Annotated in this window: 7 protein-coding genes; 3 read left to right on the top strand and 4 right to left on the bottom strand. The window is 72.7% G+C overall.

Features of this window, described 5'->3' with window-relative positions; genetic code table 11:
• Positions 1-12 precede the first annotated feature (12 nt).
• A complete protein-coding gene (gene guaA / locus MID12_RS20445; RefSeq protein WP_040252802.1) occupies positions 13-1,593 on the bottom strand; it encodes a glutamine-hydrolyzing GMP synthase in 1,581 nt (526 codons plus the stop codon).
• 652 nt (positions 1,594-2,245) lie between these two features.
• Here guaA and MID12_RS20440 point away from each other — a divergent pair.
• The 3 genes from MID12_RS20440 to MID12_RS20430 all read left to right on the top strand — a co-directional run bounded on the left by MID12_RS20440 (position 2,246) and on the right by MID12_RS20430 (position 7,209).
• Complete coding sequence (locus tag MID12_RS20440) at positions 2,246-2,662, top strand: chorismate mutase (RefSeq protein ID WP_263169655.1); 417 nt, start codon at positions 2,246-2,248, stop codon at positions 2,660-2,662.
• An 806-nt stretch (positions 2,663-3,468) separates the two neighbouring features.
• Positions 3,469-4,473, top strand: a complete 1,005-nt coding sequence (locus MID12_RS20435) for an LPXTG cell wall anchor domain-containing protein (RefSeq protein ID WP_040257860.1) — start codon at positions 3,469-3,471, stop codon at positions 4,471-4,473.
• Positions 4,474-4,776: 303 nt separating this feature from the next.
• The gene (locus tag MID12_RS20430; protein WP_263169652.1) at positions 4,777-7,209 is read left to right on the top strand and encodes a polysaccharide lyase 8 family protein; all 2,433 of its coding nucleotides are present in this window, start codon (positions 4,777-4,779) and stop codon (positions 7,207-7,209) included.
• A gap of 245 nt (positions 7,210-7,454) precedes the next feature.
• Here MID12_RS20430 and MID12_RS20425 read toward each other — a convergent pair whose 3' ends face one another.
• The 3 genes from MID12_RS20425 to MID12_RS20415 all read right to left on the bottom strand — a co-directional run bounded on the left by MID12_RS20425 (position 7,455) and on the right by MID12_RS20415 (position 13,278).
• A complete protein-coding gene (locus MID12_RS20425; protein WP_078845476.1) occupies positions 7,455-9,320 on the bottom strand; it encodes a GMC family oxidoreductase in 1,866 nt (621 codons plus the stop codon).
• A 177-nt stretch (positions 9,321-9,497) separates the two neighbouring features.
• Positions 9,498-11,126, bottom strand: a complete 1,629-nt coding sequence (locus tag MID12_RS20420; RefSeq protein ID WP_040252791.1) for a succinic semialdehyde dehydrogenase — start codon at positions 11,124-11,126, stop codon at positions 9,498-9,500.
• Between the two features lie 322 nt (positions 11,127-11,448).
• A complete protein-coding gene (locus MID12_RS20415; RefSeq protein WP_411576986.1) occupies positions 11,449-13,278 on the bottom strand; it encodes a serine/threonine-protein kinase in 1,830 nt (609 codons plus the stop codon).
• Positions 13,279-13,398: the final 120 nt, after the last annotated feature.

Genomic DNA, 13,398 nt, shown 5'->3' with positions numbered 1-13,398 from the left:
CCCGCGACGGGCTCACTCCCACTCGATGGTGCCCGGCGGCTTGCTGGTGACGTCCAGGACCACCCGGTTGACCTCGGCGACCTCATTGGTGATCCGGGTCGAGATCCGCGCCAGGGTCTCGTACGGCAGCCGGGACCAGTCGGCGGTCATGGCGTCCTCGGAGGAGACCGGGCGCAGCACCACGGGGTGGCCGTAGGTGCGGCCGTCGCCCTGGACGCCGACCGAGCGCACCTCGGCGAGCAGCACCACGGGGCACTGCCAGATGTCGCGGTCGAGACCGGCGGCGGTCAGCTCCTCGCGGGCGATGGCGTCGGCCTCCCGCAGCAGGTCGAGGCGGTCCTTGGTGACCTCGCCGACGATGCGGATGCCGAGGCCGGGGCCGGGGAAGGGCTGGCGGTGCACGATCTCCTCGGGCAGGCCCAGCTCGGCGCCGACCATGCGGACCTCGTCCTTGAAGAGCTGGCGCAGCGGCTCGATGAGCGTGAACTCCAGGTCCTCGGGGAGGCCGCCCACATTGTGGTGGGACTTGATGTTGGCGGTGCCGGTGCCGCCGCCGGACTCGACGACGTCCGGGTAGAGGGTGCCCTGCACCAGGAACTCCACCGGCTGGTCGCCCGGCGCCTCGGCGACGATCTCCGCCTGGGCCTGCTCGAAGACGCGGATGAACTCCCGGCCGATGATCTTGCGCTTCTGCTCCGGGTCGCTGACCCCGGCGAGCGCGTCCAGGAAGCGCTTCTCGGCGTCCACCACCCGGAGCTTGATCCCGGTCGCCGCCACGAAGTCCTTCTCGACCTGCGCGGTCTCGCCCTTGCGCATCAGCCCGTGGTCGACGTACACGCAGGTCAGCTGCGGGCCGATGGCCTTCTGCACCAGGGCCGCGGCCACCGCCGAGTCGACACCGCCGGAGAGGCCGCAGATCGCGCGCCGGTTGCCGACCTTCGCGCGGATCGCCTCGACCTGCTCCTCGATGACATTGCCCATGGTCCACTCGGGCGCGATCCCGGCGCCGCGGTAGAGGAAGTGCTCCAGGACCTGCTGGCCGTGCGTGGAGTGCATCACCTCGGGGTGGTACTGGACTCCGTACAGCTTCTTCTCGTCGTTCTCGAAGGCGGCGACCGGGACCACGTCGGTGGAGGCGGTCACGGTGAAGCCCTCGGGCGCCGCGCTGCAGGCGTCGCCGTGCGACATCCACACCGGCTGCTCGTCCGGGGTGCCCTCGAAGAGGGTGGAGCCGGAGCGCGAGACATGCAGTCCGGTACGGCCGTACTCGCGGGCGCCGGTGTTGTCGACGGTGCCACCGAGGGTGGTGGCCATCAGCTGGAAGCCGTAGCACATGCCGAAGACCGGGACCCCGGCCTCGAAGAGCGCGCGGTCCACGCTCGGGGCGCCCTCCGCGTAGACCGACGAGGGGCCGCCGGAGAGGATGATCGCCGCGGGGTTCTTCGCGAGCATCTCGGCGACGGGCATGGTGCTCGGCACGATCTCGCTGTAGACCCGGGCCTCGCGGACCCGGCGGGCGATGAGCTGGGCGTACTGCGCGCCGAAGTCGACGACCAGGACGGTGTCGGGGGCGGCGGGGGACGCTGATGGCACGGCGGCGGCCTTCCGGCGTTGAGCAGGCTGGCCTGCGAGGTACAGGCTCTGCGGGGAAACAGGGGTTTGGTGTCGATTCTAACGGCGCCGGTGACCGCGGCCTCCGGCTCCTCCCGGGGGCGCTCTCCACCCCCGGCCTCCATCCTCGGGTGCACTGTCTCCCGTCTCGGCGTCCACCCTGCGGGTGCACCCTGCGGTGCACCACCTCGTCCCGGCCTCCACCTGGCGGTCCAGCGCCTGCTCCTCGCCGTCCACCCTTCCGTCCGCCGCCTGCCCCTCGCCGTCCACCCGTCGGCTCGGCCGCCCTCCACCCCGGTCCGGCTCCGCGCCGCCTCCCCGGTCCCGGCGTCCCGGCATCCCGGCGTCTCGACGCCGCGACGCCGCGACGCCGCGGCAATCGGACCCGTCTCAGCATCCGGGCCGCGCCGGCGGCGGCTTGACCGGACGGCCGCCGGTGCGGGCATACTCACCGCGTGATCCAGCACAGCTTCGTCTTTACCTATGGCAACCGGTCCGCCGGCTGCCGTGGTTGTGCTGCTTGATCCACTGACAAGCGACTTCCCAGGCGCCCCGGGCCGACAAGGCCCGGGGCGTCTGGCGTTTCCCGGGTCCTGGGCACCGGGGCACCTCCCCTTCAGCAGAGGAGCCCGCCATGACCGCCACGACCACCGCCGCCCCCGCCCCCGGAGCGACCGCCGCCGCGACGGCCGGTCCCGAGGGCGGCCCCGCCGCGCGGGAGCCGCACCCCGCCGGGAAGCAGTCGGCGGGGAAGCAGTCGGCCAAGAGGCAGTCGGCCGCCGAGCGGACCGGTGCCCGTACCGAGGAGGCCGCGGGGGTGATCGCCGAGGCCAGGTCCCGTATCGACGCGCTCGACGACCGGATCATCGGCCTGGTGCAGGAGCGGATCGCCGTCTCCGCCGTCGTGCAGGAGGCGCGGATCACCTCGGGCGGGCGGCGGGTGAACCTCTCCCGCGAGACGGAGATCCTCGGCCGCTACCGGGACGCCCTGGACCGGCCCGGCACCACCCTCGCGATGACCCTGCTCGAACTCTGCCGCGGCCGGGCCTGACCCGCGGGGCGCCCGGGCGGGCCCCGTCCCTCCGGGGGCCGCGCCGCCCGGGCCCGCCCCGTCGCCCGGGCCCGCCCCGTCGCCCGTCCCGCCCCGCCGCACCTGCGTTCGGTCCGCTTCTCACCCGTACGGCGCGTGACCAGGGCGGCCCGGGCTTCGTTGATCCCGGTGTCCGTGCCAGCCAGGGGCGGGCCCCTCAGAAGAACCACGCGTGGCTCAGCCCGGAGCGATGAGACGTACGGATCGTGCGTCGTGGGACCTCGCTCCGGAGAGGTGACCGGACGGCAGGGGACAGCAGCCCGGTCATCAGGAGAAGCGGCCGGCTCCGGGGACGCCCGGGGCCGACCGACGCACCGGCCCTCCGCCCCGACGGACGGGACCTCCCGGCCGGAGCGGCAGACCGCAGGACGACGACCACCACCCTCGGGCCGCGGGGACCGCTCCCCGCCTTCCCCCACACACAGGACCACAGCGCGGCGCACCTCCCCCCGGCGCCGCCCCGGGTACCGACGCGGCCCTGACGTCGGTGCCGACACGAGGAGCCCCGCGTATCCGTCACGCGGGGCTCCTCGCTGTGCGCCCGCGGGAGGCCGGCAGCCGCCCCCGGAGTACGTCAGCGGCCGTGCGCACAACCCCTGACCTGGTGATCCACCCCACATAAGATTTCTGTCAATTCGAGGACAACCCTTCACAGGGGTCGCGGGTCATCCATGCAGAACCAACGGCCACACCCGCGTCCCCACGCCGCGGAGGCCTCCACTCCCGTACTGCACCCCATGCAGTACGCCGGACTTCCTGAGGTCTTCATGAAGATTCGCCGCGCCCTGGCCACAGCGGCCGCGACGGCTGTCATAGCCCCGCTCGCCCTGCTGTCGGCCCCGGCCGCCTCCGCGGACACCACCGATCCGTCGGCGTCCACGACCGCCTCCCCGAGCGCCACGGAGTCGAGCCCGAGCACCGGGACTCCCACCCCCTCGGACTCGGCCACTCCCCCGGCCACCGGCACGCCCACCTCGCCCGCCCCGACCGCGAGCACCTCGCCGAGCGGCAGCGCCGGCGCCAGCCCCTCGCCGACCGCCACGGCGCCCGACGAGGACGTCCCGTACTGCGAGGAGCTGGACGAGGACTTCGCGGACGCCCGCGTCTCCGCGGCCGTCAGCGGGCTGCCCGGCAAGATCGTCGCGGGCAGCGGATTCCACGAGTTCGCCCTGAAGGTCACCAACGACTCGAAGATCGACGTCGAGGGCGTCGCCTTCTACGCCGAGGTGGAGAACTACGAGGTCGACGACGAGGCGAAGTTCCTGAGCCAGTACGTCGACCTGCAGTTCAAGAACCCCGAGTCCGGGAAGTGGGAGCGCATCGGCAGCAAGGAGTGGGCCGGTGACTACTTCTTCTACGCCGAGAAGCTGACGGCGGGCAAGAGCCAGAGCGTCGCGCTGCGCGTGGCGATCGCCGAGGACGCCCCCGCCGGGGACGCCTACTCCTTCGGCTCCGGCGCCTACCTCGACCAGGTCGAGGAGCAGGACTGCATCGCCGAGGGCTGGGCCGCCTACGACTTCCAGGTCCTGAAGGCCGGTTCCGCCAACCCCGAGCCCGGTGAGGCCGAGCCGGGCAAGGGCGGCGGCAAGGACGGCAAGGGCAACCACCCGAAGCCCGCGGGCAAGGTCTCCGAGCTGCCGGGGGGCAGCCTCGCCGAGACCGGTTCCTCCTCGGTGCTGCCCGCCATCGGCCTGGTCGGCGGCCTCGCCGTGCTGGCCGGTGCCGGTGCCGTGGTCGTGGTGCGCCGCCGCAAGGGTGACGCGGCCGCGTAAGGCCCGGCACCACCCCTGAACAGAAGGGACCTGCGCTCGGAGGGGGGCGCAGGTCCCTTCGGCGTTTCCGGAGCGGCTTTCCGGCCGAACGCGGCTGATACGAGCCGGAGTTGAGGCACCCGCGACCGGGCGGCGGGGTGGCGCGGGGGCGTCGGCCGGGTGACAGAACCATTGCCGGTCTCCGGGGGCCCGTGCTAGAAAGCGCTTACTTCACGCAAGCGCTTTCCGTCGATTTCTCGCCACCCGCCCTCTCGGACGCATGACGCCACGCTCCCCTCCCCCGAGCCCGGAGGTTTTCCGCCCATGCCCTCCGCCGTCCCCTCCTCCCTGCTGTCCCGGCGCGCGCTGCTGCGCCTGACGGCCGCCACCGCCCTCGCCGCCCCGCTCGCCGCCCAGGCGGGCCCCGCCTCGGCCGCGGCCGGGGACGTCTACGACACGCTGCGTCTCAAGTGGCGCGAACTGCAGCTCGGTTCGGGCTTCGACCCGGGCGCCGAGCCCTACCGCGGCAAGCTCCGCGCGCTCGGCGAGAGCGCGCGGAAGCTGCGCGAGACGATGGCGCCCGCCAAGGGCTCGCTCTGGCCGGATGCCGTCTACGGCGATCCGGAGCCGGACACCGAGGCCGACTCCTTCCCGTACTCCGAGGCCCTGCAGCGCAGTTACTACCAGCTGCGCACCATGGCCGAGGCCTACGCCCAGCCCGGCACCGGACTGACCGGCGACGCCGCCCTGCGCACCGCGATCCTCACCGGCCTCGACCATCTGCACGAGGAGGCCTACCACGCAGGTCAGACCCGCTACGGCAACTGGTACAACTGGCAGATCGGCGCGCCCCAGGGCCTGCTCGACATCTGCTGCCACCTCTACGAGGAGGTCGGCCCCGAGCGGATCGCCGACTACGCGGCCGCCGTGGACCACTTCGTCCCGGACAGCGCGGTCGGCAGCTACACCGGGACCTCGACCGGCGCCAACCGGGTCGACCTGTGCCGGGTGCTCGCCCTGCGCGGCATCCTCACCCGCACCCCCGCCAAGATCGCCCTGGCCCGCGACGCGCTCTCCCCGGTCTTCCCCTATGTGACCGAGGGCGACGGCCTCTACAGCGACGGCTCCTTCATCCAGCACACCTATGTCCCCTACGCCGGGTCCTACGGCTCGGTGATGGTCGGCGGGCTCGCCCTGCTCTTCGCGCTCCTCAAGGACTCCGACTGGGAGGTGGTGGACCCGAAGCGGCAGATCATCCTGGACTCGGTGGAGAAGGCCTACGCGCCCTTCCTCTTCAACGGCCTGGTGATGGACAGCGTCTCGGGGCGGGCGATCAGCCGGGAGAGCGCCGCCGGGCCGAACGGCCTCACCCCGCAGGGCGACCATGTGCGCGGCCACGGCATCATCGCCGCGATCGCGCTGCTCGCGCGGAGCGCCTCGGCCGCCGAGAACTCCCGCTGGCAGTCCATGATCACGGGCTGGTCCCGGCGGGCGGTGTACCAGCCGCTGCTCGACGACCCGGCGCTCGGCGTCGCCCCGGCCGCCCGGCTCGCCGCCGTCCTCGCGGGCGGTGCCCGGCCGAGCCCCGAGCCGGTGGGCCACTCGCTCTTCGCCGGCATGGACCGCGCCGTGCACCGCCGCCCGGGCTGGGCCGCGAATCTCGCCATGGCCTCGGACCGGATCACCTACTACGAGACCGGCAACGGCGAGAACCTGCGCGGCTGGCACACCGGCTCCGGAATGCTCTACTGGTGGCCGAAGGATTTTGCCAACGGCCAGTACACGGACGCCTTCTGGCCCACCGTCGACCCGTACCGGCTGCCCGGCACCACCACCTCCCGCAAGAAGCTCGCCGACGGCGAGGGCGGCGACTGGGGTGCGGCCCGGCCGCAGGTGCGGTGGGTCGGCGGCACCGGCGACGGTACGTACGGGATCAGCGGCCAGCACCTCAAGGGGCTCTCCTCCACGCTGAGCGCCCGCAAGTCCTGGATCTTCGCCGACGACGCGGTCATCTGCCTGACCGCGGGCGTACGGGCGAAGGACGGCACCGCCGTGGACACCGTGGTGGAGAACCGGAACCTCGGGGAGAAGGGCGTGCACCGCTTCACCGTGGACGGGACGACGCAGCCCACCGCGGACGGCTGGAACACCACGCTGCACAAGGCGCGTTGGGCCCATCTCGCCGGGCACGGCGGCTATGTCTTCCCCGGCGGCGCCGAGTTGCGGGCGCTGCGCGAGGCCCGTACCGGCACCTGGGCGGCGATCAACAAGAACGGCGGTACGACCCCGCTCAGCCGCCGCTATCTGACGCTCTGGTTCGACCACGGGAGCGACCCGGACGGCGCCGCCTGCGCCTACCTGGTGCTGCCCGGTGCGAGCGAGGCCCAGGTCGCCGCCCGCGCCGCGGACCCCGGCTGGCTGCGGGTGCTCGCCAACTCCGAGCAGCAGCAGGGGGTTTCGGTGCCCTCCCTCGGCCTGACCGCGGTCAACTTCTGGGCGGCCGGCAGCCTCGGCGGCCTCACCACCGGTGCCCCGGCGAGCGTGCTGGTCCGGCGCACCGGGAGCAGGGCCACCCTCGCGATCAGTGAACCCCCGCGCACCGGCGCCGAGTTCACGGTGAGCTGGCGGCAGCCGGTGACCGCGGTGACCTCGCGGGACCCCGGCGTCGAGGTGGTCGCCACCGGGGACTCGCTCAGCCTGAGGATCACCCCGGGGAAGCTGGGCGCGAGCCACCGGTGCACGGTGCGGCTGGGCTGAACCGCTTGCCGGGCCGACCGGGGTCAACTGCACGCCGGGGGCCGGGCTGAACTCCCCGCCAGGCCGACCGGACCCAACTCCCCGCCGCACCCGGGCACTTGAAGCCGCCGGACCCCCGCCTCGTAGGGAAGCGGGGGTCCGGTGCTCGTCAACTACCGTCGGCGGGGCCGTACTTCATCGGCGGTCTCAACTGGCCGCGCCAGGGGCCAACTTCACCGGCGGTCTCAACTGTCCGCCCGACGGGCCTACTTCATCGGCGGGGCCTCGGCCTCCACCTTCTTCGGGGGGACCGTCGGGATGCCGAGGAAGGGCAGCTTGAGCGCGCCGAAGGCGTCGGCGGGGACGGCCGGGGACTTCGGGGCCACCGCGTTCAGCCGCACATAGGCCTCGCCCTGTGCCGGACGGATGTCCTCCTCGCCCTTGTTGGGCCAGAAGGACATGGCGCGTTCGGCCTGCGCGGTGATGGTCAGCGAGGGGTTCACGCCCAGGTTGGCGGAGACCGCGGAGCCGTCCACCACCGAGATGCCCGGGTGCCCCCAGAGGCGGTGGTACGGGTCGATGACACCGCTGTCCGCGTCGGCGCCGATGGTGCAGCCGCCGAGGAAGTGCGCGGTCAGCGGCATGCCGGTCAGCTCACCGATATTGGATCCCGGGAAGCCGTTGATCTCCTCGGCGAGGATGCTGGCCGCCTGGGTGGCCTCGGCGATCTGCGTCGGGTTCTTCTCGCCGTGCCCCTGACGCGCCGTCAGCATGCCCTTGCCGAGGCCCTTTTCCTTGCGGTAGGTGGTCAGCGAGTTGTCCAGGGACTGCATGACGAGGCCGATGATGGTGCGCTCGGACCAGCGGCGGTTGGACAGCGCCCGGGCGAAGAGCAGCGGGTGGCGGACGTTGTTGGCGAGCCAGCGGCCGAGCCGCCTGCCGCGCGGGCTGAACGGCACCTGGAGCACCGTCATCGCGCCCATCGCATTGGACTTCTTGCCGTAGCGCACCGGCTCGATGTGGGTGTTCTCGTTCGGGTGGATCGAGGAGGTGATCGCGACGCCCTTGGTGAAGTCGGCCTTCTCGCCGTGCTTCTTCGCGTAGCGGCGGTTGTCGGTCTGCGCGCCGACCAGGGCCTCGGAGTTGGTGCGGGTGAGCACCCCGAGGCGGTCGGAGATGCGCGGCAGCAGACCGGTGTCCTTCATCCGGTGCAGCAGGGTCTGGCTGCCGTAGGTCCCGGCGGCGATGATCACCCGCCGCGCGGTGAGGGTGCGTCCCGCGCCCTTGCGCTTGTTGTCGGTCGGCAGGGTCTGCACGGCGAATCCGCCGCGGGAGTCCTCGGTGACCGCGACCACGGAGGTCATCGGGTGCACCACGGCGCCCGCCTTCTCGGCGAGGTAGAGGTAGTTCTCGTTGAGGGTGTTCTTCGCGCCGTGGCGGCAGCCCGTCATGCACTCGCCGCACTCGGTGCAGGCCTTGCGGGAGGGGCCCGCGCCGCCGAAGAAGGGGTCCGCGACCTCCTCGCCCGGCTTGACGTTCACGCTGCCGTCGGTGTCCTTGCCGTCACCGAAGAAGACGCCGACCGGGGCCATGTGGAAGCTGTCGCCGACGCCCATCTCGTGCGCGGCGGCCTTGAGATGGACGTCCATCGGGGTCATCGTCGGGTTCAGCCGCACCCCGAGCATCCGCTTCGCCTGGTCGTAGTAGGAGGACAGCTCCTCCTGCCAGTCGGTGATGTCCTTCCACTGCGGGTCCTCGAAGAAGGCCTTCGGCGGCACGTAGAGGGTGTTGGCGTAGTTCAGCGAGCCGCCGCCGACGCCCGCCCCGGCGAGGACCATGACATTGCCGAGCAGGTGGATGCGCTGGATGCCGTAGAGGCCGAGCGCGGGGGCCCAGAGGAAGTTCTTGATGTCCCAGGAGTTCTTCGGCAGGGTCTCGCGGGTGAAGCGGCGGCCCGCCTCCAGGACGCCGACCCGGTAGCCCTTCTCGGTCAGGCGCAGCGCCGACACCGAACCGCCGAAGCCGGAGCCGACCACGAGCACGTCGTAGTCGTAGGACTCGTCCGGGTCCTGTTCGCCCCGCCGCGCGCCTGGTGCGTCCTGCCCGGCGGGGACGGATTTCTCCAGTGCCACGATGCTCTCGCTCTCTTCGTTGTCCGCGGTCTTCGACACGGCTCGGTGGTGACGGCTCGGTGCTGACGGCTCGATGGTGGCGGCCCGGCGCGGGAAAAACGGGTCGCCGCGCGCCGGGCCGTGCGCGCCCGCGCGCGGCCCGGTCGGGTGGCCGGCCCCCAATTTCCCGGACGCGGCCTAGCGCAGCCGCAGCTTCTTCAGGGTCTTCAGGCTCAGCGACATGAAGGCCGCGTACTTCTCGTCGTCCATGCCGAAGGAGGGGCCGAGCGGCAGTACCCGCTGGTGGGCGACGGTCTGCGCCTCGGTGTACTTGAGGATGCCCTCGGCGCCGTGCCGCCGGCCGAGGCCGGAGTCCTTCATGCCGCCCATCGGCGACTGCACGCTGGCGTAGCCCGGCGCGAAGCCCTCGTTGACGTTGGCGGTGCCGGTGTGCAGCCGGGCGGCGACGGCGCGGCCGCGGCGGGCGTTCTTCGACCAGACCGAGGAGTTGAGCCCGTACGGGGTGGCGTTGGCCAGCTCCACGGCCTCGTCGTCGGTGGCGAAGCGGTAGATCGAGACGACCGGGCCGAAGGTCTCCTCGGCGCACAGGGTCATCTCGTCGCCGACGCCGTCGAGGATGGTGGGCTCGTAGAAGTACGGGCCGACATCGGGCCGCGCGACGCCGCCCGCGAGGACCTTGGCGCCCTTGGCCACCGCGTCGTCCACGTGCTGGGTCACCGTCTTGAGCTGGCGCTCGCTGGCCAGGGAGCCCATCTCGGCGCCGTAGGCGAGGGAGTTGCCGAGCCGCATCTCCTTGGTCTTCTCCACGAAGCGGGCCACGAAGCGGTCGGCGACGGCCTGGTGCACGTACAGCCGCTCGATGGCGATGCACAGCTGGCCGGCGGTGGAGAAGCAGGCGCGGACGGCGCCCGCGGCGGCCTTCTCGATGTCGGCGTCGTCGAGCACGATCATCGGGTTCTTGCCGCCGAGTTCGAGGGAGACGCCGACCAGCCGGGCGGCGGCGCCCTGGGCGACCTCGCGGCCGACCCGGGTGGAGCCGGTGAAGGAGACGTAGTCGCCGCGCTTGACCAGCTCGGGGCCGACGACGGGGCCGTCGCCGATGACCACCTGGAAGACCTCGGCGGGCAGTCCGGCCTCGATGATCAGGTCGCGGGCCCACAGGCCGGTGAGGGCGGTCTCGGTGTCGGGCTTCATGACGACCGCGTTGCCGGAGACGAAGGCGGGCAGCGCGTCGCCGATGGTGAGTTCGAGCGGGTAGTTCCAGGGCGCGATCTGGCCGACCACGCCGCGCGGCTGCCGCCGCTCGCTGACGTGGGTGAGGAGGGGGACGGCGCCGGTGTGCCGCTTGGGCGCGAGGTAGGCGGAGGCGCGGCGGCCGTAGTGCCGGGCGGCCATCGCGACCGCCTGGATCTCCTCGTGCGCGTGCAGCCGGGTCTTGCCTGTCTCCAGCTGGATGAGGTCGAGCACCTCCGCCTGGCGCTCCAGGAGCAGGTCGTGGAAGCGCAGCAGTACGGCGGCGCGCTTGCGGACCGGAGCCGCGGCCCACAGCGGCTGCGCGGCGCGGGCTTGCGCGAAGGCGGTCTCGACGTCCTCGGGGGTGGACTCGGGGAGGTCGGCCAGCTTCTCGCCGGTCAGGGGCGAATGGTTCCAGGTGCGACCGGAACCGACGACGCCCTTGGTGAGCTGGGCGACCAGCTCGGGCGTCACGACATCGGCGGCCGTACGGGCACCCGCGGGGGCGGGCGCAACCGGGTTGGTACCGGCCGGCGTGGTGGAGTCCTGGCGGGGTGCGGTGGCCTGCGTCATAAGCGTGAGGGTATTCCTGTCACCGGGCTTTGTGTACCCATGGGTAACAGCAATTCACCGGGCCTGCACACGCTGCCAGTGATTGCTGGCACAACAGCCCTGATCAGGGGCTTGCCCGGTCGGGCACCGGAGAGAGCGGTGAGGACTGTGACACATTCCTCACCGTGCGTGGTGCCGGGGTGACTGATGTGGCGGCGGGGAGGAGCGGGGCCGGTGGGAGCGCGTCCCGTGGCGACACGCGTGTCCGGCGGGAGCGCGCCGCGTGGCGACGCGTGGGTTCCGCGGGAGCGCGTCGCCTGGTGACGCGGGTGTCGCGGGGGACTCAGCCCGCCTTGACGGGCTCCAGGCGCAGGCCCGCCACGATGTCCCGGTAGAGGGCCCGCCCCTCGGCGCGGCTGCGGCCCTCGTCGAGCATGTCGACGAGGAGGGCGTGGCAGGTGCCGTCCTCGTCGTAGACGAAGAGCTGCCGGGCCCGGCGCTTCTCCAGCTCCTCATAGGCGGACTCGGCGAGGCTGGTCCGGCGCCCGTCCAGGGTGCCCTTGCTGCACTTCGTCTCCGGGGTGGTCCACTCCTCCACCGGCACCTTCGCGGGATCGCCGCAGGGACCGCTCTTCCCGTAGGTCCCCTTCGGGTACCGGGTCAGCCGCACCCGGGTGTCGCCCACCGCGTACTCCAGGAAGTCCGCCTCACCCGGCTCCCGTACGAAGTCGCCGCCGTTCCCGTCCCGCCGCTCCGCCGTCTCCGGCAGCTTGAGCGAGGCGCCGAGGTGGGGCAACTGCCGTCTGGTCCAGGTGGGTTCGGGCAGCTGTACGGAGGCGGTCGGGCTCCGGTCCGGCCCGGTCGCCCGGTCGCCGCCGTCGCCGTCCCGCCCGGCCCTGGTGCCCCAGATCCCGGCCCCGAGCGCGAGCCCGAGGAGGGCGGCCAGCGCGGCGATCCGCACCCAGCGGTGGTCGAGACGGGAGGGGGCGGGGGCGGGGGCGAGGAGGAGGGCGGGATCTGGATCTAGACCTGGACCTGGATCTGGGTCTGGGTCTGGATCTGGGTCTGGATCGAGTTCGGGGGAATCGGGGTCCCGGGACTCGGAGTTCGCGGATCCGGAGTGCTCGGATACAGGGTCCGGGGACTCGGAATCCTCGGATTCGCGATCCTGGGATTCGCGGTCCTGGGACACAGGATCCGCGGACTCCGGATCCGGGGACTCCTGATCCTGGGATCCCAACTCCCGGAACCCGGAATCCCAGGACCCCGACTCCCGGACCCCGGCATCCCCACCCCCAGCACCCGACGACACCCCCACCCCCGGACCCGCCCCCAGCAGCACCGGCCCCGTCTCCTCGAAGGCCGTCGCGGAGCGGAGGTGGCGGAGGGTCTCCTCGGTGGTCGGGCGGGCCTCGGGGTCCTTGGCGAGGAGGTGCCGGATCAGCGGGGCGAGGCGGCCGGAGGCGGCAGGCTCGGGTGGTTCGGCGCCCAGTACGGCGGCGAGTACGGCCTCCACGGCGGGGCGGCGGAAGGGCGAGAAGCCTTCGGTGGCCGCGTAGAGGAGGACACCGAGGGACCACAGGTCGGAGGCGGGCCCGGCCTCCTGGCCCGCGATGCGCTCCGGCGCCACGTACTCCAGTGAGCCGACGAACTCGCCGGTGGCGGTGAGGGATTCCTCGCCGCGGATCTGGGCGATGCCGAAGTCGGTGAGGACCACCCGCTCGTGGCTGCCGAGCAGGACGTTGGCGGGCTTCACATCGCGGTGCACGATGCCCTTCGCGTGCGCGGCGCCGAGCGCCCCGGCGAGGGCGAGGCCGATCCTGGCCGCCTCCGGCACCGGCAAGGGCCCCCGGTCCAGGCGCTCCTGGAGGGACTCGCCCCGTACCAGCTCCATGACGATCCAGGGCAGGCCGTCCTCGACGACGACATCGTGCACGGAGACCGCGCAGGGGTGGTCGACCCGCGAGGCGGCCCGCGCCTCGCGGTGGAGGCGGGCGGACATCCGCCGGTGCGCCTCCTCCTGCGGATCGCCGGGCAACTGCGGCTGCTTCAGGGCCACTTCATGGCCGACCCGTTCGTCGAGGGCGCTCCACACCGTGCCCATGCCGCCGGAGCCGATGCGCCCGATCACCCGGTAGCGCCCGCCCACCAGCCGCCCCAGCACCTCGGCCACTCCCCCTCGTTCCCCCTCGGTCCCGTTCTCCCGCACCCCTGGCCCCGATCCGCAGCCCGGCACGCACGGCATCGGCCGACCGCTCCCCGGGCTGCGGGGACCGGTCGGCCGGATCCGTCC

Source organism: Streptomyces sp. SCSIO ZS0520, assembly GCF_025643355.1.
In the GTDB taxonomy this organism is placed as follows: domain Bacteria; phylum Actinomycetota; class Actinomycetes; order Streptomycetales; family Streptomycetaceae; genus Streptomyces; species Streptomyces physcomitrii.
Note: the sequence above shows the minus strand (reverse complement) of the source record. Positions and strands in the feature narration are given on the sequence as shown.